General features: G+C 54.7%; 15 protein-coding genes. 4 read left to right on the top strand and 11 right to left on the bottom strand.

Going from position 1 to position 26,620, the window contains the following annotated elements:
- Positions 1–109 precede the first annotated feature (109 nt).
- The 10 genes from HQL52_04875 to HQL52_04830 all read right to left on the bottom strand — a co-directional run bounded on the left by HQL52_04875 (position 110) and on the right by HQL52_04830 (position 13,008).
- Entirely contained in the window at positions 110–373 is a 264-nt protein-coding gene (locus HQL52_04875; protein ID MBF0368774.1) for a prepilin-type N-terminal cleavage/methylation domain-containing protein, read from the bottom strand.
- A 168-nt stretch (positions 374–541) separates the two neighbouring features.
- Positions 542–1,756, bottom strand: a complete 1,215-nt coding sequence (locus HQL52_04870) for a type II secretion system F family protein (GenBank protein ID MBF0368773.1) — start codon at positions 1,754–1,756, stop codon at positions 542–544.
- Positions 1,757–1,978: 222 nt separating this feature from the next.
- Positions 1,979–4,246 (bottom strand): Flp pilus assembly complex ATPase component TadA, encoded by a 2,268-nt coding sequence (gene tadA, locus HQL52_04865; GenBank protein ID MBF0368772.1) that lies wholly within the window; start codon positions 4,244–4,246, stop codon positions 1,979–1,981.
- A gap of 285 nt (positions 4,247–4,531) precedes the next feature.
- The gene (locus tag HQL52_04860; protein ID MBF0368771.1) at positions 4,532–6,103 is read right to left on the bottom strand and encodes a hypothetical protein; all 1,572 of its coding nucleotides are present in this window, start codon (positions 6,101–6,103) and stop codon (positions 4,532–4,534) included.
- 34 nt (positions 6,104–6,137) lie between these two features.
- On the bottom strand, positions 6,138–7,049 hold the full coding sequence (locus HQL52_04855; protein ID MBF0368770.1) for an AAA family ATPase: 912 nt from the start codon (positions 7,047–7,049) through the stop codon (positions 6,138–6,140).
- A gap of 70 nt (positions 7,050–7,119) precedes the next feature.
- A complete protein-coding gene (mshL, locus tag HQL52_04850; GenBank protein ID MBF0368769.1) occupies positions 7,120–9,249 on the bottom strand; it encodes a pilus (MSHA type) biogenesis protein MshL in 2,130 nt (709 codons plus the stop codon).
- Between the two features lie 202 nt (positions 9,250–9,451).
- Positions 9,452–9,880 (bottom strand): hypothetical protein, encoded by a 429-nt coding sequence (locus tag HQL52_04845; protein ID MBF0368768.1) that lies wholly within the window; start codon positions 9,878–9,880, stop codon positions 9,452–9,454.
- A 4-nt stretch (positions 9,881–9,884) separates the two neighbouring features.
- A complete protein-coding gene (locus HQL52_04840) occupies positions 9,885–10,562 on the bottom strand; it encodes a hypothetical protein (protein ID MBF0368767.1) in 678 nt (225 codons plus the stop codon).
- A gap of 104 nt (positions 10,563–10,666) precedes the next feature.
- Positions 10,667–11,434 carry a hypothetical protein gene (locus HQL52_04835; protein MBF0368766.1) on the bottom strand — a complete coding sequence of 256 codons (768 nt, stop codon included), beginning with the start codon at positions 11,432–11,434 and terminating at the stop codon, positions 10,667–10,669.
- An 11-nt stretch (positions 11,435–11,445) separates the two neighbouring features.
- Positions 11,446–13,008 (bottom strand): hypothetical protein, encoded by a 1,563-nt coding sequence (locus tag HQL52_04830; protein MBF0368765.1) that lies wholly within the window; start codon positions 13,006–13,008, stop codon positions 11,446–11,448.
- Between the two features lie 648 nt (positions 13,009–13,656).
- Between HQL52_04830 and HQL52_04825 the strand changes: the two genes are divergently transcribed.
- The 4 genes from HQL52_04825 (at position 13,657) to HQL52_04810 (ending at position 26,151) form a co-directional block, all read left to right on the top strand.
- Complete coding sequence (locus HQL52_04825; GenBank protein ID MBF0368764.1) at positions 13,657–14,469, top strand: transporter substrate-binding domain-containing protein; 813 nt, start codon at positions 13,657–13,659, stop codon at positions 14,467–14,469.
- Positions 14,470–14,682: 213 nt separating this feature from the next.
- Positions 14,683–16,497: a sulfotransferase gene (locus tag HQL52_04820; protein ID MBF0368763.1), complete on the top strand. Its 1,815-nt coding sequence runs from the start codon at positions 14,683–14,685 to the stop codon at positions 16,495–16,497.
- 216 nt (positions 16,498–16,713) lie between these two features.
- Entirely contained in the window at positions 16,714–24,873 is an 8,160-nt protein-coding gene (locus tag HQL52_04815; protein MBF0368762.1) for a transporter substrate-binding domain-containing protein, read from the top strand.
- A gap of 156 nt (positions 24,874–25,029) precedes the next feature.
- Positions 25,030–26,151 (top strand): two-component system response regulator, encoded by a 1,122-nt coding sequence (locus tag HQL52_04810; protein MBF0368761.1) that lies wholly within the window; start codon positions 25,030–25,032, stop codon positions 26,149–26,151.
- Positions 26,152–26,353: 202 nt separating this feature from the next.
- Here HQL52_04810 and HQL52_04805 read toward each other — a convergent pair.
- Positions 26,354–26,620 (bottom strand): transposase zinc-binding domain-containing protein (locus HQL52_04805; protein MBF0368760.1); only part of this gene is annotated, 267 nt, incomplete at its 5' end.

Raw genomic sequence — 26,620 nt, 5'->3', positions numbered from 1 at the left:
CCCGAAAAAAGGCTATCCTCCTCCTCAGATGCCAACCAAGCACTACCCCAGCCAAAAATTCACTTCTGCTCCAGCCCCTTTCCCCATTGGAAAAGGGTTGCCGAACAGCTTAATTCCCGCTGCTGATCTTATCGGTGCTGGCACCGCAGATGGTGGTGTTGTTGCTGGTGGCTTCCAGGCACGCATCCTGGGAGGCCTCAGCAGCATCTTCGTAGTTGTCTACGTTGATTTGGGCGGTGTCGGTGATGGTGCCGAATTTGGGTAGGGCCATGGAGCCCAGAATACCGATGACGATCACCACGATGATCAGTTCGAGCAGGGTGAAGCCGCCCTCTTTACGGTTGATGCGGCGATTTGCGGGTCTGTTTTTCATGGAACCTCTCCTAAGTCTGAATATTTGGCTCAACCCACTGCACAAGGAGCCATTCATATAATACGCCATCGTTTAAAAAAAATCTACGCTTCTCTTTTGCTTTCATAGACACTTTTCGCAACAAAACAATCCACTGAAATGGATTGAAACGCTCCAAAAAAAATCCAATCAGTTGGCCATCTGCACCAGATTCCACATGGGCAAAAAGATACCCACTGCCAAAATCAACACCATCCCCGCCATCATCGCCGTGAGAATGGGCTCGATGAGGGTGGTCAGGGCTTTGACGTCATATTCCAGCTCCTGTTCATAAAAAAGCGCCACATCCATCATCATCTGGTCCATCTGCCCGGTCTCCTCTCCCACGGCCATCATCTGCAACACCAGAGGGGGGAAAAGTCGGGTGCCATAGGCGCTCTGCATCAGGGTCTCCCCCTCGCTGATTCCGGCCTTGATCTCCAGGGTCTTTTCCGCCACATAAGCGTTATCCACCGCCTGAGAGACCGAGTTCAGACTCTGGAGCACCGGCACCCCGGCTTTGGAGCCCATGGCATAGGAGCGGGCAAAACGGGCCAGGGTTCCCCGTAGCATGATGGAGCCAACAATGGGCAGGCGTAATTTTTTTTCACTCCACCAGCGTTCCCCCTCAGGGGTGCCGATATAGTGGAAAAAGCCAACGATCCCCACCACCAGCCCCCCGGCGATAAAATACCAATATTGCACGGTAAATTCGGACACATCGATCAAAACCTGGGTCTGCCAGGGCAGCTCCATGTCAAAATTTTCATAAAATTCAAAAAAGGTCGGAATGACAAAATAGGAAACGATAAAAAGTGCGATCACCATCGCCCCCATCACAATCATCGGATAGCGCATGGCTGCCTTGATGCGTCGGGCGGTCTCCCGATCCACTTCCATATAGCGGTAGAGCTGGCCAAACACCTCTTCCAGGCCGCCGCTCTCCTCACCCATGTTGACCATGTTGACAAATAAATTATTGAATACCTTGGGATGTTCACCCAGGGCGGCGGAAAAAGCCCGCCCCCCTTCAATCTGCTCAATCACCTGGGTCAATACCCTCTGAAAAAGACGATTGTGCACCCCATCCCGCACCCCGCCCACCGCCCGCACCAGGGGAATGCCCGAGCGGGTCAGGGTCTCCATCTGCCGGGCAAAAAGAATGATGTCGTCGAGGCCGGGCTTGCGATCCATCAACCCCTGCAAAAATCCCAGGGGATTGTCCGATTCCGATGCCACCACCTCCAGAGGAATGATGCCCTGATTGGAAAGCTTTTCCACTACCTCGCCAGAGGCATTCCCCGGCATCTCACCAGTGATGATCTTGCCGTCCTTGGCCCGGCCCTTGAAACGAAATGCTCTCATACCAGCTCTTCACCTCGCCCCATTCACCGGCCCTTTCCGGCCATCCACATCACCCATACCACCCATCATTTTTCCAAAAACAGGCGAAATGCCGCTACTTCTCCTTATTCATCGGCCAGACACCGCCCGAGCTTCACGGAAAAAAAACAGGCCTTTTCAGTTTGTCCCGATGTGATGATGACGAGCAGCCCCCCCTATTGGCAGCACCTCATTCCATCCTCATCAGGATTTTGGCGCAATCATGGTGGGGGCATCCTCTTCATCGTCATCTTCATCATCCAGGTCTGGAATCATCCGTGACTTGGCCTGGATAGGCGCTTGGGTTGGGATCTGAGCCTGACCAGCCACTACGGTTTTATCCTCATCATCCAGGCCTGGAATCATCCGTGATTTGGCCTGGATAGGCGCTTGGGTTGGGATCTGGGCCTGACCGGCTACTACGGTTTTATCCTCATCATCGACTGGGGCGGCCTGTTGTGTGACCGGCGTTTGGGGGGCCGATGGCGCTTTGCGGGCCGTGGGGGATTGGGTTCTGCCCGGAACACCCCCCCCAGCCACGCTCTGAGTCCGGGGAGCCTGGGTGGTGCGCAGGGTTTGGGTGGGACGGACGGTTTGACCACTTCCTCCGGTGGTTTGGCTCGCCAGGGGGGTGTCGCTGAAGGTGGGATCGCCAAAATGGCGCATCACTTCACTCAAAGTGGTGATCCCCCCCCGAGCGTAGAGCAATCCCGCCTGATGCAAAGAGACAAACCCCTTTTGCCGGGCGGTCCGCTGCAAAAAGGCCCCGGTATCGTTCATCTGCAAGGCCTGGGAGAGTGGCTCATCCATCTCCAGCATTTCCCCCACGGCCACCCGGCCCAGATAGCCGGTTTTTTGACAACGCTTGCACCCCTTACCCACTTTCAGAGGGAGATTTTCATCCCGGATCATGGTCGAAAGCCACGCTTGCTCCTGAACATTGGGTTGATAGGGGGCTACACAGTGGGGGCAGATCCGCCGCACCAGCCGTTGGGCCAACACCCCCACCAGCGCCGAAGCCACGGCATACCCCTTCACCTCCATATCCATCAAGCGCACCGCCGTGGAAGCGGCATCCCGGGTGTGAATGGTGGAGAGCACCAAATGACCGGTCAGAGCCGCCCGAATCGCCAGATCGGCTGTCTCCTGATCCCGCATCTCACCCACCAGCACCACGTCGGGATCCTGGCGCAAAACGTTGCGCAAAATCGAAGCAAAAGTGAGCCCGATCTTGGAATTGACCTGCACCTGATTGATCCGATCCAGGCGATATTCCACCGGATCTTCCACGGTGATGATTTTTTTTGAGGAGACGTTGAGTTCATTCAAGGCGGCATAAAGAGTGGTGGTCTTGCCGCTGCCGGTGGGACCGCTCACCAGCACGAGACCATTGGGGCGTGCGATCCAGTTGCGCAGGCGGTTTTGCAGGGCCGGGGGAAATCCCACCTGGTTGATGCGAATGTTGGCCCCCTGCTGATTGAAAATCCGCATCACCACCGATTCACCGGTCTGAATGGGCAGGGTCGAGATACGCACATCCACATCCAAGGCATCCACCCGCATGCTGAAGCGCCCATCCTGGGGCAGGCGGCGTTCAGAAATTTCCAGACCAGCCATCAGCTTGAGCTTGGAAATCAGGGAGGGGGCGATATGTTTTTGTTTCAACACCTGTTCGTGGAGCACCCCATCCACCCGCTTGCGAATGCGCAACACCTCCAGACCCGGCTCAATGTGAATGTCCGAAGAGCTGTGGCGCACGGCATCTTCAAACATGGTCTGCAACACCCGCATCACCGGGGCCTCGGTGAGCATTTCAGACTGGACGAACTGGTTGAAGTCGAGGCGTTTGCGATCCACCTCATCCCCCAACTCCTCCACCAGCCCCTGAATCTGGTCGGTCTTTTTGAATACCCGATCCAGGGCCTGGTGAAACTGTCGCTCAATCACCATCCCCAGGCGAATCGGTTTGCGAATGATCTGGGCCAGCTCGTCATAGGCCATCAGATCACTGGGATCCACCATCCCGACGATGACGCTTTTGAGGTTGTCCACCACCACAATGGCCCGCAGGCGACGGGCATCCTCCTCCCGCAACAGCTTGACCGCCGCCTCCTGGAGCTCCATCTCCATCAAATCCAGAAAAGGCACCCCCAGATGGCTCGCCAAAAACTGGGAAAAGGCCTTCTCCTCCATCACCTCCAAACGCAGCAGAGCTTCGCCAAAGCGGCATTTGGTCCGCTTCTGCTCAGCCAAAATTTCCCCAAGCTGCTCTTCGGTAATTTTTCCCGCCCGAACCAGCAGGTTCCCTACCAAAGCCTGCTTGCGCTGGGTATCCAAAAAGTCGTCCAGCTGTTTTTGGGTAAGAAACGCCAGGGCCACCAGGGCCTCTCCCAGGCGAACATCCTGGGCTTTCTGGTGTTTCAGGGCCTCCAGAAGCTGCTCCTGGGTGATTTTGCCCTTTTCCACCAACATGTCCCCCAGCTTAAATCGAGGGGGAGAGCTGCTTTTATCGGACTTGGCGTGGGTTTTGGCGAGTTTTTGGGTCACAGCCATGGAATGAATCCCTGAAAGGTCAGGTGGAAACAATAAAATCAGCCGTATGGATCATAACAGGGTCAGGTGTGGAAGTGGCAAGCATGGAGATCAAGGGCGGTGATCCCAGGAACAGAAGAAGAGAGAAAAAACGACCGGAACAGAGGCGGAGATATCCGTGGGAAAAGATCCGTGACAGAGAGACCAAGGTCAAAAGCCAACCAATCAGCCAGCCAAAGGGGAATTCTCTACCGGCTGGCGCTTTACCGGACTTTTGGCGAGAAAAGCCAACCGCTCCTCGATAAATTCAGCCACCGCCCCCTTCATGCGCCGATCCGCCCTCGCCTTGAGATAGGCGTCCTGGGCCTCCTTGGGAAAACCCAAGCGCTCCTGACTAATCGCCAACCCCAGCCACCAGTTACCCTGCCGGGGTTCCTGCTCTGCCAGGGCCTGATAGATCTCTCCGGCGGTTTCGAACATCCCCCCTTTTTGGAAGCGGGAGGCCAAGTGGGCAAAATAGCGGCTGTAGCTGCCGATCTGCCACTGACGAAACTGGACAAACAGTGTTTGGGCTTTTGCAGAATCCTGATCGATAAAAGCCAGACGCACCTGTAGCAAAAGGGTTTCCACAGCCCGGGGGTGGTGGTGTTCCAGGGTTTGGGAGAGGGATCTGGCCTGATTGACCTGTTGATCCAGCAGCCATTTTTCCCCCAGACGCAAAGCTGCGGAAAGGTTGTCGGGGTCCGCCTCAAAGGCCTGCTTCAACAAAACAATCGCCCGGTCCGACTCCCGGGTGCGGGTGGCCTCCTTTTCCAAAAGCCGGGATCTTTCCCAATCGGTAGGCTGGGAAACCTGCTTCACCTGGCGACCATCCCCTATCCACTGGGGTTTGGGAGCATATTTCAGGGCCACCCCTCCCCCCTCCTCTACGACGCCCCGTTCATCGGAAAACAGGGAGAGAGCCGAGGAGATCAGCGCCTCGGATATTTCAAGGGGAACGACCGCTGTTTTGATTCCTCGATCCTGGGCTCTGGTGGTTTGCAACCGCTGGTTATTCTCAGCAACAGCCCTGGCAGAACCCTGATAGGGGGCATCAAGAACAGGGGGAGTCAGAAAGGGGGCTCTTGGTTTCAGGGAGGTGGCTTTAAAAAACTCCGGGGATTCAGGATGCTCCCTCGGGATGGAATGTTCACCCAGCCGGGAAGCTTCCTCTACCGCCAACCCTTCCCCCCCAACCCTTGGCAAGCTGGTGGCCAGGGTCAACAATTCACCAATCGCCCGGGAAAGCTCCGGGGTGGATAGCTCCTGCTCCTGGAGCTCTCTGGTGGGTGGGGAAAGAGAAGCCCGGGTGGAGGGAATGCCCCCTTTCCCTGACTGAAAATCTGGAACCTCTGAATGCACCCTCTCCTGGATCATCTGGTGGGCCTGGGAAGGGATAACAGCAGGCTCTGAGCCGATGATGACGGGCTGGGAAGAGTCCTTTGAAGCATGAGTGTGGGATTGACTGGCAGATGGCTGGGTGGCCAAAAATGCTGATGCCACTTGATCGTTCGAATCAGACCCCAAGGAATGCGATGGCTCCCAAGACACCCCTTGCATCAGGAGCGCTGCAACGCCCAAGCCCCCGGCAAAAAGCGCCCCCAAAAGCCAGGGCCGAAGCGCCCCATCAACCCCAAAAGCTCTCCCCATGGTCTGCTCTTCAAAGGCGATGCCTGAAGGAAAACAGACCTCTTCCCCCTGGGATGGAATCCCCCCCCGCTGATCCAGATCCCGCAACATTTGATTGACCAGGCTCATGACACCACACCCGGGAGAGTGATACAGGGCAAGCTCACGGCAACACCCCCTGGAAATAGAACCAGGCCGCCCCCCCGGCCAATCCCGCCGCGCCCAAGAGCGTCAGCCACAGGGTATTCATATTCAACCGGGAAACCACCCCTTCGGTATCCTGGGCTGCCCGCTTGACATGGCTGGCCAACACGCTTCGATTCCCCTTGCCGAAAGCAGCCAGCAGGGATTTATGGGCCAAAATATTGATCAGGCGGGGAATCCCACCGCTATATTGATGCAACAGACGCACCCCCCGGGAGGAGATCAGGGCGTGACCAGGCACGCCTGCGATCTTCAGCCGGGCGGCAAGATATTGATGGGTCTCTTCACGATCCAGGGAGGGTAAGGTGTAGGAAAAGGTGATGCGCTGGCGCAGCTGACGAAATTTTTTATGCCGCAAACGCTCATCCAGCTCCGGCTGACCAAAAAGCACCACCTGCACAATCTTGCGCTGTTCGGTCTCCAGATTGGTCATCAGCCGCAACGCTTCCAGGGTTTTATCCGGCAAGGATTGGGCTTCATCCACCAGCAGCACCACCTTGCGGCCCTGGCCCACCAGCTGAATCAGATGGTGGGTAATCTCCCTCAGCAGATATTGAAATCCCTTGCGGGTATCGGTAGAAAGCCCCAACTCTCCGGCAAAAGCGCGGTAGAGTTCCTGGGAGGAGAGCAGCGGATTGGGGAGATAAGCGGTGACATATTCGGGATGGGTCAGCTGGTGGAGCACCTTGCGGCAGAGGAAGGTCTTGCCACACCCCACCTCCCCGACAATCTTGACAAATCCCTCCCCTGAAGAGAGCGCGAACAGGATCACATTCAACGCCTCCCGATACCCTTTGCTCTGAAAGAGAAACTGGGTATTCGGGGTGAGCCCGAAGGGACTTTCCTTCAGTCCAAAATGGTCGAGATACATGGCGCTCCCCGTCACAGCCTACAGGTTTTAGGCCGTTTCAAAGCCTGATCCAAAAGAGCTTGGCCACGGATCATCTCTTTTCAGCCATCCCTGGAACTTTCTGTTCAACCACAGCCAAGCTGGCACCTGCCATCACCTCATCCATGGCCGCTGCAAGCTCGCTGTCATCATCGGCTGGATAGGCAGTCAGCGGGTCATCCCGGGGTGTCCGGCCATTCCCGGAAATGGTGCTGGATTCAACCGGTGCCATGTGGAAAATGGGTTTTCCACCCTCCTCCACAGCGCGCCCTTTGAATCGATTGCCGGGGGTGCTCTTCCCAATGGCCGAGTCGGCTGGCAAGGGGGATTCAACGGCACCTGAATGATCGCTGACCGGCCGGATTTGATTCCAGGAAGAGGTGGGTGGAATCTGCATGCGCCGCATCCGGTTGATGGATTGATCCACCTCCTGTTTCCAGTCGGTGGCATTTTTCACCACCACCGGACGCACCAGAATCACCAGTTCGGTTTTTTTGATGCTCTGCTGCTCGTGGGTGAAAAGCTTGCCCAGAAGCGGGATATCACTCAACACCGGCACCCCGGCATCCCGATCCACCGTGGCATTTTTCATCAAGCCGCCAATCACCACCACTTCCCCACTGGCTGCGCGCACAATCGTGTCCGACTCCCGCACCCGGTTGAGCGCCAAGGGATAGGTTTGCAGATTGGATCCCACCGTCAGCTGTTTTTCATCGATGGTCACCTCACTCACCGATGGATGAATGTGCAAAATCACCTGCCCCTGCTCACTGATCTGGGGGGTCACATCCAGGGCGATGCCGGAAAAAAAGGTGGTAAACTCCGGGGTCACGGTATAGGTCGTGGTCAGGTTGACCTCATCGCTTTCCGTGGAAAAATTGAGATCCGTGACGAACAACTCATCCTGCCCCACCCGGATCACCGCTTTTTGGTTGTTGAGGGTGGATACCCGGGGGCTGGAGAGCACTTTGACATCCCCTTGGGTCTCCAACAGCTCAATGAAGGTGGTAAAGTCGTCCAAGGCCAGCGCCATGGAAAAAGTCCCACCAAAAGCGCTGTTGGCGGTTACGTCTGCCAGGCCCGACGCACTGAACTGCTGACTGGTATTATCCGAAAAGAGGGAACTCACCGCATTATCCCCCAGGGAGGAGCCTCCACCGGTCATGCCAACGCTGGACTGCCCATGGCGGCTATCGAAAAAGGCGGTCCAATTGACCCCACTCTGGAAACCGTCGGTCAGCTCCACTTCCAGGATTTTGGCTTCCAGAATCACCTGGCGCTCCAAAACCCCTTTTTGATTGTCGATAAAGGTTTCGATCTGGCGCAACTCGTCGGGGTAGGCCCGAACCACAATGTTGCCGGTCTGGGGGGAGATCACCACCCAGCGACTCATACGGGAGTTGCTTTGGCTGGCCGCCTGGTTGCACCCCAGCAGGGTGGTATCCACCGGCAGGGTGTTCCAGCCGGATGTGGCGGTGGATTGATTTTGACCCGCAGCATTTTCTCCCTCGGAGCCATGGCCGATGAGCCCCAGGATGCCACAAAGGTTAAAGGAAAATTCGTTCCAAAAATCGGACTGCTGATCGGTAACCACCTCACTGCCGGATATGGTTTCGACATTGGAGTCGGTGGTGTTGCCCTGTTGATCCTCCGCGCTGGAGCTGGCTGTGGCGGTCTGTCCGGAGCTGATTTTGGTGCGGGTCATGCCCCGCCGCTGAATCCGCAGATAGTCCACATGATATTGACGGGTTTGCAGAATGGCCGGAGAGACGATATAGCCCACCCCGGAGTGCTGGCAGTCAAAGTTATAGACCCGGCAGGCGGTTTCGATGATCTCAGGCACAGTGACCCGGGAGAGACGCAGAGTAACAGCCCCCCGCACCCGGGGATGCACCACCACGTTATAACCGGTCCCCTCCACCACCCCCATGAAAAAAGCCTGGGGGGAGAGACTCTCCACCATCACATCATAACGGGGCTCCTTGGGGCTGCCGATGGCCTGATCATCGACGCTGGGAGCATACTCCAGGGCCTTGGCGACGCTTTTGGGCAGCTGGGCTCCCAGGGGGGCTGCCGGGGCGATGGACTCCGGCACGACATCGGCAAAGATATCCTCATTGGATAATTTTTCCTGGCCGGTGACACAGGCGGTCAGCATGAGCCCCACGCAGGCTGTGGCCATCCACGATGGTCTGCCTGACGGTGAGCTTTTGGTTTCCTGCCTGCTTGCCATGGTCGATAAAACCTCTTGTTTCCGCAGAACCAATCCACTTCAGGATTTTTCCTGAAACCGGATGCGGTATCTCCCCTGAAATCGGATTCGGGGTTTTCCATCTGATGGATAGACCCTGTTGGTTTATTTACCAGGGCAGCCCCCATCAGGGTTATTTTTTAATCTGCATCCGCTGACTGTTTTTCAGCACCTTCCAGAATAGTTCAATGCTCTCCTCACCCACCCGCCCCTTGACGCCCTGGGTGTCGATCTCTTCCACCAGGAGCCCATCCACGCTCTCTCCCAGCCGGACTCTTTGGCCGTTGATGATGGCCAGTCGATCCGTACCGGAAACACGCACAAAATCCAAACGCCACACATCCCCCGGCTGGGGTGGCTGATCGGCGGTTTCCTCTGTTCCCAGCTCTTCGGGCAGCCAAGCCGGGTAGAGTCCGTCATTTTCATCTTCGTCGGGGGATTCAACGGGCGCGATCTCCCCGGCCAGAGGCAGGCTTGGGTCGAACAGCTTCTCTGCTTGAATCGTGCCGACAGCACCCAGCACGCCCAGGCTCAACACCCCGGAAAAAACAAGCCGCCTCAAAGGATCACCCTCCGGAGTTGCCACCGATCAAACCCTTGCCAAGACTGAAGGTAAAAAGGCGGATGGAGGCCCGAGTGGCCAAATAATCAACCGCATCGAATCGCACCTCCTCCCAATAAAAGACCCATTCCAACCCTTCGATTTTTTGAAAAAGCTTCAGCACGTTCAGATATCCGGCTTCCACCACCAACTCGATATCGTGGCGATAGAGAACCGCTTTAAAATCCTTGGTGGTGGCGGTGCCCTGGACCACATTGAGGCTCTCCCGGTTGATGGGTTTGACCTTCTTGGCCACAAGGCTGACCGGGGTCACATTCCCATCACTGGCCACCAGGGTTTTTAACGCCTCCAGCATCTGTTCCGGCGAAATCAGGGTGCCGGCATCCTCACCCAACTTGGCCCGCAGCCTAAAAACTTTTTTCTGAAGTTTTTTCAGCTCTTTGCGATTTTCCTTATCGAGATCCACGTTGGGCCGGTTAAGAATCCGGGCCTCCTGGAGTTTTTCCTCCTCAAGCTTGGTTTTCAGGGCGATCTGCTGCGCCTTCATCCCTTGGATTGCCAGCTGGTGATCGGTAAAAAAAGAACGTTTCCAACCCAAAAGCAAAAACAGCAGTACCGCCATCAGGAGAAAAAGTCGCCTGGAGCGGGGCAGATTGTCGAACCGCTTTCTGTATTCTGCCAATTGAGTCCCCACGCCCATCAAACCCTGCCCAATGACCTGTCTATCCTGAAAATGGCATCCCTGTCGGATCGTTCAAGAGACCTCTTTAAATAGCCCTGCAGGCCCTATTTTTTGCTGATACCCTTTAAAATCGCCGTCTGCTTGGCGTTGATGACAGAATTTTCCTGGTTGGCCTGTTCGATGGCCTGGACAAATGAATCACCCGCCCCAACCACCCTCTCGGGCACCTCTTTGTTGCGCTCCACGGCGACCTGCAATCCCTGAAGATTGGTGGAGAGTACAAAATTCGTCAGCATCGGCTGGGCGGGGGTCGCTCCTGCCACCCTGTCCAGCTGAAAGTAGGGAAAAACCTTCTTTTGAAAGTCCGGTTTTTTGCTCAGCTGTTTGACAAAATCCAAAATGGCCTGATTGTGTTCTGCCCGCCCACCGATCACCAAGTTGCGACCCCCATCGAGAAAATCAACCTGGGTGAGCCTAAGATGGGGATATCTTTGGGCTGCCAGCTGGGAAAAGTGGCTGGAAAACCCTTTCCGATTACCCATACGACGACCAAAAAGCAGCTCCTGAACCTTACTCCAGGTGGCGATATCTTCCTTAAGCTGATCGATCTGTTTAGCCAGCTCCGGATCCTTCTTGGGCAGCGGATATTTTCGTGCAAGACGCTTCAGGCGGTCCGCCATCTCCGCCTCTTCCTCAGCGACAGCGGCCACTTCCTTGGCAAAGGTGTCGGCTTGCACCTTTATCTGAATAGTCGCCAACCCCAACACCAACACCGCCACTATCACCACCCGAATGCAGACAACAGCATCCACCCAGTCCTGGACCGGTCGCAGGGTCTCTTCATAAAGATTGATGCGCTGCTGCTGACCCATTATTCCGACCTTTAACCCGTGGAGCGCAAAGCGGCTCCCAATGCTGGAAAGAGATAAGCATGCAATTCCGGAGCCAGTTCCAAATCCACTTTCAGCAGTGTCGACAGCTCAAAATTTTTCACCCGAACTTTAAGATGATGGGAGAGGGCTGGAGCCAGGCGGGTTTCATTTTCTGGTGAAGTAATCAGATAGAGTGCCGCCACCGGCGGCTTGGCAAAATGGTTTTGATAATAGTCCAGGGAGCGTTGGCTCTCCCCCCCCAGGGCATCCCCCGGGTCGATACCCAGATCCATGGCATCGTCAGAGACCCCTCCCACTTGTCGCACCAGATGGAGCATGCCCTGACGGGAAACCAGCAAAATACCCGTCTCCTCCCCCGGGGGCAGATAGAGCAGCGCCACCCCCTCCTCGCTTTCCGGCAGCCTGGCTGCGACGTTGTTCAGGGCCAACTCCAAAATTTCGATGGATTGCAGATTCAGCCGGGGGGGTTGCAGGGCATCGACACATTTTTTGACCACTTCCCGCTGGGCAGCCACCACATAGACCTTTTTGGTAGCCGCTGCAGCTGACTGCCCCCCCGCTTCGGGAATTTCAAAGCAGTCCACCACCGCTTCTTCCACCGGATAGTCCAGGCGATTACGCACCAGCCAACGCATGGCCATGGCCATCTCTTCCTGGGGAACATCAACCGCTTCCTGGGGAAACAGATCGTACTGCTCGGTTCCCAAGGCCAGATGCAGGGGGGTTTTTTGAATCTGGTGGGTCACTCCCAATTCAAAAAGCCTTTTGCTCCGATCCTCAGGTTGGGCAAAGGTTTCGTGAAGGGCCAGTTTCAGCTGGATATCTCCACTGGCCAGCCCCGTCACCCCCACCATGCTGATCCAATCCCGCCCCCAAAAGAGGCCAACCTGATCGTCGGAAAATCGCCCTTTGCCCTTGAACAGATTTGTGACCCGAGCTTGGAGATGTTGCAGGCCGCTTCCGGTGGTTTTGCCACGCCCCTTGAATAGCATTTTGATCTTTCCCATCCAGGGATTTTTTAACTTTGAGGTGGGCTTTTCCTGAGCTTTTTTCTTGGCGGCAACGGGCTGTTTTTCCCGGGACAGTGGTGGATTAGCCAGGGTGGTGGCCTGCTCCACCGGGAGGGGCTGTTCCAGGGTCGGAGAAGACACATCCACTGGCGGCTGTTCAAAGGGTGAGCGGGTCTCTGATGGGGAGGAAGATTCTTCCTCCATGGAAAACGATTCCAGGGGGGAGGAAGTTTCTTCCCCCATGGAAAATGGTTCTGGAGGAGAATCGGACTCTTCCGCCATGGAAAACTGTTCCAAGGGGGACGCAGACTCTTCCGCCATGGAAAACTGCTCCAAGGGGGACGCAGACTCTTCCGCCATGGAAAACTGCTCCAAGGGGGACGCAGACTCTTCCGCCATGGAAAAAACATCCGGCACCGCTGAAGGAGCTGCTGATAACGGTTCCGGCTCTTGGGATGACGCAGCTGTGGAGAGGGGCTCATGGATTGGAGGGGGTGGCACCTCGGATAAGGGCTGCACCACATCCAGGGAGGGCTGTTCCACGACAGGCGATTTTTCAGCCTTGCTTCTTTTTTTGGCCACAGATGAACGTTTGAAAGGCTGAAACAGCTTATTAAGCCCCCCCATCAATGGCTTCTTTTTGCTCTTTTTTCCCTTCCTGGGACTCTTTTTGCCTTTGGGCTTTTGAAATAAATTTTTCATCTTTCCCGTCAATGGCCCCATCCGCTGTTTTGTCCCCCCGGTAAAATCGTGCTGGAACCTTCATAAGAAGGAAACCATACTCCGAATTTGCAGGGAATTTCGCTTACCCAGAAACCATCTTAGGCTATGATGAATAGATCCTGGTATCTCACCCTCCCCCTCTTTGCACAAAACAGTCGGGGGATTTGATCCAGTCGTAACGGGTTGCCTGGATCATGCCACTATTCCCGGAGATAGAGAGGGTGTGGGAAGGGCATTTTAAAAGAGGTATTCAAAAATGGTGCCGTTTAGGGGGTATCCAAACGATTATTTAACATTCCAACCGCCCCACTCTCTTAAAGATCCCCGCCCACCTACTCAGGAGCCGGTTATCGGCAGAGGCTTGGCTGCTACAGCCGATTGCCATCGTTCCGGGATCGTTGTAGGCTCGGCGAATCGATGCAAAAACTTGGCATGGCTGGAGCCATGACCATCACGGGAGAAACCAAGATGATCCAAATTCCGAGGTTCCTGAAAGGTGCAAAAAGGGCGATTGCGGCCACTCTGTTGAGTGGCATGCTCTTTTTCATCCTCCCGGTATCGTCATGGGCTGCCAACACCAAGATCCCCATCGGTGCCTCGGAATTTCCCCCCTTCTATTATCTGGAAGGGGATCAACTGGTGGGGGCTGCCGTGGAAATTTCCGATGCCGTCTTTACCCGGATGGGATATCAGCCCCAGTTTTTTTTCTATCCCTCCAAACGCCTGCAAAAGCTGACCAAATACGGCGACTTGGCAGCGGCCATGCTTTTTACCCACAGCGAGGAACGCGCCCGGCATTTTCTCTACACCAAGCCCATCGCTCGTATTTCGGATGTTTTTTATAAACGCCAGGATTCAGAAATCAGCTGGCAAGCGCTTGAAGATTTAAAGCCCTATGTGGTGGGGGTTTCCGCCTATAACTATGCGCCGGTCTTTTTAAAGGCGATGAAAGACGAACTCTTCAAGGTGGATCTGATCACCTCCAAAACCCCGGAAATTCAGCACCTGAAAAAATTGGCTGCCGGTCGAGTCGATCTGGTGATCTGTGAGATCAACGTCTGCAACCACATTATCCGCAAGCGCGCCCCCCAACTCGACACCCTGGACCATATCGACCGCCCCATCGGCCCCATCCGGGATTTTATGCTGGTCATCTCCAAAAAATGGCCCAACGCCATCCAACTCCAAGAACGCTTCAACGCTGAACTGGCTGAGCTGGTAGCGGATGGCGGCTATCGGAAAACTCTCGACAAATACGGCATCATCGGCTCCTGGGAATGAGCTTGAATGGCGATATTTTCGCAAAAATCCAAGCATGATCAACGCCGTATTCCAACGAATGAATGATCCCTGAATAAAGTCCTGCGTGTTGTTAGTATGGAATCCAGCCTGATTGGCAGCTGATTTTTTTTGACCAGGAACGCATCCCTTTTACTTTTTCACTCTCCAATTCCGGCCTCCCTTCCCTCAAGCCGATAAAAGTCGCGCTTTATCATGACGACACCCCACTCCTCCTCCACTTTCACCAAGGCGCTGGCAGCGTTCGAAAAAGCGCTAACCGGGATGGATCCGGAGTCGGCACTGTCCCAGGCCCGCACCCTGGTAAAACGTTTTCCCAAAGAGTGGTCTGCTTGGCGGCTATTGGCCCAACTGGAGCGCCAAGCAGGCCAGGCCCAAGGGGCTCTCACAACCCTGGAGAAGGGCCTGAAACAGCTCCCCCAGACGGCCTCATTGTGGTTTGAGCGGGGACATCTGCTGCGCCTGGCCGGTCACCACAAACCCGCCATCGAAAGCCTCTCCCAGGCCCTCATCTTGGAGCCCACCCTGATTTCAGCCCTGGAAGAGATGGGGCTCATCCTCATGGGTCTGGGTCAAATCAAACAAGCGGCGGCTTTTTTTCAAAAAATCGTGGCTCAAGATCCCAACCATCTGACAGCCCTCAACAATCTGGCGATTATCGCGGTGCGAATGGGGGATTATCAGACGGGAGAGCGACTCTACCGCCACGGGCTGGCGCAACACCCCCATCAGGCGATTTTGCATTGTGGGCTGGGGAGTCTGCTCAAAGGAACCAATCGCCACGAGGCCGCTGAAACAAGTTATCGCCAAGCCACCCAGCTGGCACCCCACTTTGCCCCTGCCTGGTTTGGTCTGGGGGGAATCGCTCTGGATCGGGGGGAGTTGAAAGCGGCCAGAGAACATTTTTTAAAGGCCCTTGAGCAACACCCCGATTTTGGTGAGGTGTGGCCTCATTTGGCCAAAACCCATCGTTACGGCCCCCAAGATCAAGAAGAGATCCAAAAGATGGAGGCTGCGCTCAATAACCCGCACCTCTCAGCCACAGGCCGCATCGACCTCCATTTTGCCCTTGGCAAGGTGCACGACGACTGCCAGGCGTGGGATCGGGCATTCCATCACTATGACCAGGGCAACATTTTGAAGCGCCCCCAGGCCCCTTTTGATTCCGAGGCCCACATCCAGCTCGTCCAACGCCTCATCGCCCGCTTTTCTCCGGAATGGTTTGAAAAATGGCGAGATGGGGGGTTGGCCTCCCGGCGACCGATTTTTGTGGTGGGGCTGCCCCGTTCCGGCACCTCCCTGGTGGAGCAGATTTTGGCAAGCCATCCCCAAGCCTTTGGTGCGGGAGAATTGGAACACATGCATGCCCTCAGTCAAACCCTCCCCACCCGGCTCAACCATAAAGCCCCCTATCCCGACACCCTGGAGGCCCTCACCCTCCCCCATCTACGCCGCCTGGGCCAGGATTATCTCCAGGAAATAGACGCTCTCAGCCAGGGGGCTGCCCGGGTGATCAACAAAATGCCCGGAGATTTTTTTCACCTGGGTTTAATCCGCACCCTCTTTCCCAAAGCCACCCTGATCCACTGCCGCCGCAATCTGCTGGATACGGCGCTTTCGATCTATTTTCAAAACTTTCTCCCCAGCCACGGCTACGCCTTTTCCCTGGATGGCATTGCCGCCTACGTGGAAGGATATGCCACTCTGACCGAACAGTGGCGCAACTGCTTTCCAGACTTATTGGAAATCATTTACGAAGATCTGGTCACCGAACCCGAACCCCACATCCGCCGCCTGATCGACCATTGTGGCTTGGAGTGGGATCCCGCCTGCCTCAGCTTTCACCGCTCCCGGAGAATGGTCAACACCGCCAGTAACGCCCAAGTCAGAGAGCCGGTCCACCGCCGCTCCGTAGCCCGCTGGGAGCACTATCAAGAGTACATCCAACCCCTGGTCCAACGTCTGACCCCCTTACAAAACAGGTTGGAAAAGCCACTAAACAGACCATAGACAAGAATCACTCCATTTATTCCTATCGTGTGCTGCCTGTCCCCTCTTTTGAAAAGCTTGATGGAAAAATGCGTGAACCTTTTCCAAGAAAATTGCTCCAGTTTGGCAAAAAAGATGACAAAATGCAGATTAGATACAGGAACGTAGCGTCCATTTTACCAAACATGTTACCATCGGGCGGGTTTGGCAATATTGATCTGATTGGGAATCCCACCGATGAACACGCCCTATTTTCAATTGAACAGAGCTGCTGCCCTGCTCCCATGGCTTGTGGGCATATCGCTGTTCCTTTGCTTGGCACTCTCTCCTCCAGGGCTTCAAGCAGCTCCTGCGACCACTCAGGTCAGCAAATCAGCAACACCATTAAGGACACTGGATCTCACCCCTGAAGAAAAAGCCTGGATCGCTCAAAACCCCAAAATCCGTGTCCACAATGAGACCAACTGGCCCCCATTCAACTTTGCTGAGGAGGGCCAGCCCAAGGGATACTCCATCGACTATATGAATCTCCTGGCCCAAAAGGCTGGCCTGGAAGTGGAATATATCACCGGTCCTTCCTGGAATGACTTTTTGGAGATGATGAAGGCCCGCACCCTTGACGTGATGCTCAATATCGTCAAAACCCCTGAGCGGGAAAAATATCTACTCTACACCCCCCCCTATGCTGAAAACCCCAACACTATCCTGAGCCAGCGAGACACCCCCTATCAAAACCTGGAGCAACTTTTTGGCAAGACCGTCTCCGTGCCCAAGGGCTTTTTTTATGAGGAACTTTTAAAGCGGGACTATCCCCTCATCACCGTCCTGCCTTTAAAAGGCACCATCGAAACCATGAAAGCGGTAAGCTTCGGCCAGGCAGATGCAGCGTTGGGGGAGCTGGCCGTGTTCAATCATCTCCTGGCCCACCATATGATGAGTGATCTCACGGTCTCCGGCGAGGTCAAAATGGGAGACCCGGAACTGGCGCTGCTCAACATCGCCACCCATCAGGATCTGCCCATTCTCGCATCGATTCTCATCAAGGGGGTCCAGGCGATCACCGCCAAGGATAAACGGGAAATCCAACGCCGTTGGCTGACCACCACCCCCATCGAAACCCTGAAACGCACCCCCCTCACCCCAGAGGAAAAAAAGTGGATTGAGCAGCACCCGACAATTCGCCTGGGTGTGGATCCGGCTTGGCCACCCTTTGACTATATCAACGCTTTGGGAGCCCATGACGGCATTGCCGCCGAAGTGCTCGACCTCCTTGAGCAAAAACTCGGCATCAACTTTCAGCTGGTGCCAAACCTCTCCTGGAATGAAGTGACTGAAGGGGCAAAAAGACGGGAGATAGACGTCATCTCTTTGGCTTCACAAACCCCCGAGCGGCGAAAATTTTTAAAATGGTCCCACCCCATTGTCACCATGCCCATCGTAGCCGCAGCCCGCTACGACAGCCCCAATATCGAAGACCCTGCACAACTCACCCCATATCGAGTGGTGGTGGCCCAAGGTTATGCCGTTGTCTCCTACCTGCGGGATAAATATCCCCAGATCGCCTTTGAGGAAGTCCCGACTCCCCTGGATGGGCTCAATCAGATTCTGGAAAATAAAGCGGATTACTATATCGGTTATCAGGGCTCCATCAGCTATCTGATTGAGCAGGAAGGATTGCTGGAGCTTAAAATTGCCGGGATAACCAATCTTCCCCCCCGAAGACTCTCCATTGCGGTGCGTTCCGACTGGCCCCAACTGGTGGCCCTGATCAACAAGGGACTTGCGACCATTCCTCCGGGAAAGCTTTCCCTCATTCAAAACAAATGGATCCCCTCCCTGGAAAAATCATCCCCTTCAGATCACCCGAAAGGGGAGAGTGCTGGCCCATCTTCAGAAAACACACTCAATTCCAAGTGGCTCATGGGCAGCAGCGTGGTGGTGTTTTTGGTGCTGATTTTTGGCACCCTGATCTTACCTCGGCTGGTCTCCGATGAATCCATCGCCCGCATTTTTGGCACCCTGCGCTTTCGCATCATCGCTTTTTCCGGCATGAGCCTGGTGGCCATGGTGGTGTCCGGCCTGGTCTGGTACACCCTTTCCCAAAACCGCAAAAATACCCTGGAAAATGTGCGTGGTGATCTTCAAGTGGCGCTTGAAACCACCATGGACCGGCTCGATTCCTGGGTGGCGGAACGGAAAAATTTCATGATGCAACTGGGGCGGGATCCGGAGCTTGCTGCCATCACCCGGCGGCTGCTCATGGTTCCCTCCACCCATGAAGCGTTAAAACAGTCTGAAGCGTTGGCTGAAGCCAGAGCCTTTTTCGCCAAGAGGAAGAATGAATTCGGCCGGATCGGTTTTTTCATCATCAACCCGGACACCATTTCCATCGGCTCCCGCCGGGATTCGAACCTCGGTAGCGAAAATCTGATTGCCCGACAAAAACCGGAACTCCTGGAGCGGGCATTCCTTGGAGAAGCGGTCTTTATTCCCCCCATCCGCTCTGACGTAACTCTAGGTCAACCCAAATCAAAAACAGCCAACAAGCTACCTCTCACCATGTTTTTTGCCGCTCCCATCCGAGATTCGGACGGCTCGGTCATTGCGGTGATGACCCAACGGCTGCTACCGGAAGGGCAGCTCTCCAAAATCATACAAGCCGGGCGCATCGGCCAGTCCGGTGAGAGCTATGCCTTTGATTTTGAAGGACGCATGGTCTCTGACAGCCGATTCAAATCAGATCTCTACGAGATTGGTCTTTTGGAGCCGGGAGAAAAAGCCCACGGAAAAATTTATGTGCGCGACCCCGGGGGCAATCTGCTCGAAGGGTTCCGCCCTGAAAAAACCAGAGACGAGCTCCCCTTCACCCATATGGCCCTGAACGCCATTCGCCAAGGCTGGGAAATGGCTGAAAACAGTGTCGAAGCCGGGCATGGGCACATTGTCGTCGACACCAACGGCTATCGGGATTATCGAGGCGTTACAGTTTTGGGGGCGTGGCAGTGGGAACAGCATCTGGGATTGGGAATAACCACTGAGATCGATATGGAGGAGGCATTGGCCGGCTATTTTGACCTGCGCCAAAACCTGCTGATCATCACCGGTCTCACCCTGCTCCTCTCCGTCGCGCTGACCATGTTTACCGTCCTCTTGGGAGAACGGGCCACCCGCACCATGGCCCGTGCCCGGGATGAACTGGAAGGGAAGGTTCTGGAGCGCACCACTGAGCTTGAAAATATCTACGAACGCCTGAACCTGGCCCTCTCCAGCATGTCCGATGGACTCTTCATGCTGGATGAAGATCTCAACTTTATTTTTTTCAACCAACGTTACCTGGAGCTGCTGCAACTGCCCGAGGGTCTGATTGACGTTGGGGCATCCGTAGAAAAGATGGTGCGTCATCTGGCCGCCCGTGAAAACTATGGCTCCCTCGATGTGGAATTTTTAATCGAGCAGCGCTTGGAAGCCTATCGACGTCGGGATACCGTCCGCCGAGAACTCCATGTCCCGGGTGGCACCATACTCGACCTGCGCCAAGCCCCCACCGAAGGGGGGGGCGTGGTGGTCACTCTTTCCGACGTCACCGAAGAGAGACGCAATGCCGAGGTTCTCCAGGAGCGTGAGGAACGGGTCAACATGGCGCTCGACGGTGGCAATCTGGGCTTCTGGGATGCCGATCTGGTCTCTAACAAAACCATAGTCAACGATCTCTACCGGGAGATGATGGGTCTGCCGGAAGATGCCGATATCACCCATGAGGAGTGGATTAACTCTATCCATCCGGAGGATCGGGACCAGGTTCTCACTTCCGGGAAAAATTATCGGGAAGGTTTGACCCACGACTATCTGGTGGAATATCGCGCTTTTACACCAAGCGGTGAGATGAAATGGTTTTTTTCCAGCGGCATGATCGTAGCCCGAGACAAAGCGGGGGCTCCCACACGGATGGTGGGTGTGGTACGGGACGAAACCGAACGCAAGCAAACCGAAGAGGCGATAAAAAAATCCCGGACCAATTATGAACTCTTAAGCCGCTGCAACGAAATTCTCTTTCAGGCCACCGATACCAAACAGCTGCTCGAAAAAATTTGCCAAGTTATCGTCGATATCTTCGAAGCCAAATTTACCTGGATCGGTATGGCTGGTGGAGCCCCCGTAGCGGTCGATGATACAAAAAATTCCTTCCGTATTCTGGCCTCCCATGGCGCTGATAACGGTTATGTCAATTTTTTAACCAACGACTGCCCACAAGACGAACTGAAAAACTATCCTGAAATCAAAACCATGGTCCACTGGGCAGCCATCGTTTTGCAAAATATCGAGACTGAATGGAGCCACGCCGGCTGGATCCAGGAGACCAAAAATCGCGGGATAGGTTCGAGCGCTTTTTTCCCAATTTTTTTCAATGACAACGAAACAGGGGTCTTGGCCATCTATTCCGATTCGACGGATACCTTTGATGAGGAAAACGTCGCCATTCTCGAACGGCTTTCACAAAACATCTCCTATGGAGTCAAAACCCTCTACTCTGCCCATTTGCGACAAGAGGCGGAAAAGAGCCTCAACGAGTCCAAGGACCAGATGGATGCGATATTGAGAAACATGAACAATATCGTCTATCTCAAACATCCCAAAGAGAATATCATATTCGCCAACAGCCGTTTTGAAGAGCTGGTCGCCACTCCCTTGGAACAACTCCTGGGCAAAAAGCATCGTGATCTCTTCCCTACCTCCTTGGTAAACCAAATGGAGCAGGCCGAAAAGTGGGTATTGCAGCGAGGGCTCTCCTGGGAGATGGAACTGGCCTTTCCTGGCCCTGATGGAGAACGGTTTTTCGATACCACATTCTTTCCCTTGGGCATGACCACAGTCGAACTTCCCATCATCTGTTGTATCGGCACCGAGATTACCAAACGCAAACAGGCGGAGATCAAAATTGCTCAATCCAACCGGGATCTGAGCACCTTAAGCCACGCCAACGAAATCGTGCTTCAAGCCACCACCGAAGAAGATCTGCTCACCCAGATCTGCCGAACCATTGTCCAAAACAACGAAAAAGCCATGGTATGGGCTGGTCTGGCTCGCAACGATGAACAAAAAACCATCCAGGCCGTCGCCCATGCCGGGATCGAACAGGGCTATCTCAGGAAGGGGGGATTTTCCTGGGACAGTGAATCCCCCACAGGTCAGGGGCCAGCGGGAATAACGATCCGAAGTGGTCAACCCCATCTGGTTCGAGACACCAAAACCGAACTCAGCTTCGAGCCCTGGCGGGAGGCCGCTCTGGAGCGAAACTACCACTCAGTCCTTGCCCTCCCCCTGAAAGATCAGGAAAAAACCTTCGGCTGCCTGTTGGTTTATTCCCGGGAGACAGATGGCTTTGAGAGTGAAAACATCCAAGCACTGGAGCGCCTGGCGGACAACGTCTCCCACGGGGTCATCTCCCTGCGCTCCGAGGAGGCCCGCAAGGAAGCCGAGAGAGCCCTTCTCTTCACCCAACACGCCGTGGACCATGCCGCAGAGGCGATCTTCTGGATGCAGACCGATGGTGGCCGTTTTACCTATGTCAACAATACCGCCTGCCAAAGGTTGGGCTATTCCCAGGCAGAGCTACTCCAGATGCAGATTCGGGATATCGATACCGCTTTTCCCCAGAAAGCGGTGGAGGATCTGTTGGAAAAATTTCGCCATCAGGAGAGCATCACCCTGGAATCCAAACACCGAACCAAGGATGGCCGTACCTTTCCCGTGGAAATGAGTGCCTCTCTGGCCAAATGTGATAGCAATGAGATCATCATGGCTTTCACCAAAGATATCACCGAGCGAAAAGAGGCTGAGGAAGGGCTGAAAAAAGCCAAAGAAGCTGCTGAAGACGCCACTCGGGCCAAAAGTGACTTTTTGGCCAACATGAGCCACGAAATCCGCACCCCCATGAACGCCATCATCGGCATGAGCCACCTGGCGTTGCAGACTGAACTCACCACCAAGCAGCGGGATTATGTTACCAAAACATTCAATGCAGCCAACTCCCTGCTCGGTATTATCAACGATATTCTCGACTTCTCCAAAATTGAAGCGGGCAAAATGGACATGGAGTCCGCCCCCTTCCAACTGGATGAAGTGTTGGACAATCTGGCCAGCCTGATCACTGTCAAAACCCGTGAAAAGGGGCTGGAATTTCTCATCTCCCCCAGCCCCGCTGTTCCCAACGGCCTGATGGGAGATCCCTTACGTCTGAGCCAGATTTTGGTCAACCTCGCCAACAATGCGGTCAAATTTACCGAATCCGGAGAGGTGGTCATCCGCATCGAGTTGATGGGGGAGGACGGTCTGCCGGTCACTGTGGGAGAAGAGGCCAGGCTGGCCACAGAACTGAAAGATGACCACCCCGTTACCCTGCGTTTTTCAGTACAGGATACCGGTATCGGCATGACCAAGGAGCAGATAGGCCGCCTGTTCCAGGCCTTCTCCCAAGCGGACACCTCCACTACCCGCAAGTTTGGCGGTACCGGTCTGGGACTCACCATCAGCAAGCGCTTTGTGGAGATGATGAACGGCAAGATCTGGGTGGAAAGCGAGCCCGGACATGGCAGTTCCTTCCGCTTTACGGCTGTCTTTGGCCGTCACGGTGAGGCTGGAACCAATGCCCGGATCGTACCCGAGGAACTTCATCACCTCAGGGTACTGGTAGTAGACGATAGCGCCGACTCCCGGGAAATTTTGGTCAATTTGCTCCAAGGCTATTCCCTGACAGCTGAAGAGGTCTCATCAGGTGAGGCTGCCGTGAAACGATTGATCGAAGCTTCGGCGGGAGGCAACCCCTTCGACCTGGTACTCATGGATTGGAGAATGCCTGGATTGGACGGTATCGAAACCACCCGGACCATCCAAAATCTGTCGGAAATTTCAGTACGACCCAAAATAATCCTGGTCACCGCCCATGGTCGGGAGGAAGTGCGCAAACAGGCTGAGCAGGTGAATCTGGATGGCTTTCTCTTGAAACCTGTCTCTGCCTCGACCCTGTTCGACACCATCGTCAGTGGGGTGTACGGCTTTGAGACAGAAAAAACCTCTGATAAGGAGAGCTCATCACGCTTGGGCAAAGAGATGGTGGAAACCATCGCCGGTGCCCGCATTTTGCTGGTGGAAGACAACGAGGTCAATCAACAGGTGGCCTCCGAACTATTGGAACAGGCCCAATTTGTCATCACCATCGCCAACAACGGCCAGGAAGGGGTCGATTGGGTCAAGCGGGAATCCTTCGATGCGGTATTGATGGATATCCAGATGCCGGTGATGGATGGCTATGAAGCCAGCCGTACCATTCGTGGGGAGGAGGCCTTCAAGGAACTTCCCATCATCGCCATGACCGCCAACGCCATGGCCGGGGATCGGGAGCGCTGTCTCGATGCTGGCATGAACGACCATGTAGCCAAGCCCATTGATCCCAAGGAGATGTATGGTGCCTTGGCCAAGTGGATCAAGCCGGGAGAGCGGGAAATCCCGGAAGAGCTTTTGAAAAAAGCCTCCCAAAAATCCGAGGAGGAGGAACCCCTGCCAGAGCTGCCTGGATTTGATGTGGAACGGGCTGTCATGCGGGTGGGGGGAAGTCTAAAGGCCTATCGCAAGCTTCTGGGCCGGGTGCTCACCAGCGAAGGGGATGTGTTGGAACGCATCCAAAAAAGCCTGGATGAAGGCGACCAGGAAGGGGCTATCCGGGGGGCACACACCCTGAAGGGAGTCTCTGGCAATATCGGTGCGGTGAGACTCCAGGAAGAGGCCGGAAAACTGGAAAAATGCCTCAAGGATGGGGAAGATGATGCGTTGGAAGGGTTGTTTGCAGTGGTGGCTGAAATTCTCTCGGAAACCCTGGAAACCATCAACATTGCCTTAGCCCAACAAACCGCCACCACCTCTGCTGCGGCCACCCTGGATCCAACCCAAATCAAGAGCCTGCTGGAACAATTGCAAAACCAGATCGACGACTACGACTCCGCCGCTGCAGATACCTCTGAAAAGCTGGCCTTGCTGGTGTCAGGCTCCCCCCTGGAAAACCCCGCTTCCCGACTGATCAAGGCCCTTGATGACTACGCCTTTGATCAAGCTGAAGAACTGGTCCAGGAGATGTCTCTGACTCTCCCGAATCTTGAATCATCCGGAAGCAACGATACCGGACCATCCAAAGAGGAGATGATCGAAAGCCTTGAATCGATTTCCAGTAAAATTGAAGGTTATGATGCCACAGCTGAGGAAATGGTGGATGAACTCCTCAACAAGGTGACCGAAGAGGAGTTGCGCTCTGGGCTCGGAAAGCTGAAAGGCTTCTTGGGAGAGTATGATTTCGATGGAGCGGCGGCCTTTGCGGGACAGCTTTTGGCAAGCGCTCGTGAGGCTTGATATTGTCAATATAAATGTGCCTGGTATAAACTTGGAAAATAAAATCATCGTGACCGGGTTTATAGCTGGATGAAAAAAAATGCGGCAGAGTAAGGCCATCGTTAACCGGATAGGTTGCGACATCATCCAGCTTGGATGATCCACCAGGAGACAAGCATGCAACAGGAAGCCAAGTTAACCATTCTTGCGGTCGATGACACCCCAGCCAATATCGATGTGGTCAAGGGAGTGCTCTCCAAGACCTATCTGGTGCAAGCTGCTGTCCATGGCAAAATGGCCCTCAAGATCATCGAACGCAAAAAACCCGACCTGATCCTTCTGGATATCATGATGCCGGAGATGGACGGCTATGAGGTGTGCCAACGGATCAAGGCCAATGAGGCCACCCGGGACATTCCGGTCATTTTTCTCACCGCCAAGGCCGAGGTGGAAGATGAAGCCAAGGGGCTTGCTGTCGGTGCCGTAGACTACATCACCAAACCTATCAGCCCACCGATTCTCAAGGAGCGCGTCAAAACCCACCTGGAGCTGAAGACCTCTCGGGATTTATTACTGCGTCAGAACGACATTCTTGAAGAAAAAGTCGTAGAACGCACCCAGCAGATGGAAGAGTTGCAGGATGTTACCATGGTGGCCATGGGCTCTTTGGCAGAGGCCCGGGATCCAGAGACAGGCAACCATATCCGCCGCACTCAACGCTATGTCAAAGTCCTTGCGGAAAAGCTCAAAACCCATCCCAAGTTCAAGGATTATCTCACCCCATCCATCATCACCACCCTCTTCAAATCCGCTCCCCTCCACGACATCGGCAAGGTGGGGGTTCCGGATCACATCCTGCTCAAGCCAGGACGTCTCACCGAGGAAGAGTTTGATGAGATGAAAAAACATACCATTTATGGCCGCGACGCCATTGCCGCTGCTGAAAAATCCATGAGCCGTGCAGATAATTTTTTACTTTTCGCCAAAGAGATCGCCTACTACCACCAGGAAAAATGGAACGGCAGCGGCTATCCGGAAGGCTTGAAGGAAGATGACATTCCCATTTCAGCACGTCTGATGGCGGTTGCTGATGTCTATGACGCCCTGATCAGCCGCCGGGTCTACAAGCCGCCATTTCCACACGAAAAAGCTGTGGCCATCATCGAAGAGGGCAAGGGGAGCCATTTTGACCCAGACATGGTGGATGCTTTTCTGGAGGTATCCCAAGAATTTTTTGCGGTTGCCGAGGAGTTTGGCGACTCTGAGGAAGATCTCAAAGCCAAGGCTGGCATCACCTGATCACCTGTTCGTTCAGAATGAATCATTCTCCAGGAGTAAAACATAATGGTGGATCTGATCAACTGGAGCGATGACTATCTCGATGTTTCGGAAAAACAAAGTTGGAGATTAGCCATCCTAATTGGAAATTCATTTGTCTGATGGCTTGTTTTTTTGGACTGAGGGTCGATTGTGATCCGGATTTCAGGATCATTTCCTGCGATCAATTGGGGAACAGGCGGTTCATGTCTGCAACCCATCCATCAATTTGGATTTTGGCGCAGACCGAGCAGAAACGGCTTTTGCAAGACCTGGGGATGTGGCATGTTTCTCCGGGGTGGTCGGGACAGGCATAGGTGGCGTAACCAAGCCCCTCCGGTTCCCGGCAGTTCATGATTTTCCAAACGTTGTAAGCCACATAGATGGTGACCAAGTGTTTGAAGGCGAGGAGAAAGGGTTCCCAGTTGTCCTGAAAAATCTGTTTGAGTGT

Source organism: Magnetococcales bacterium (assembly GCA_015232395.1).
In the GTDB taxonomy this organism is placed as follows: Bacteria; Pseudomonadota; Magnetococcia; order Magnetococcales; family JADFZT01; genus JADFZT01.
Note: the sequence above shows the minus strand (reverse complement) of the source record. Positions and strands in the feature narration are given on the sequence as shown.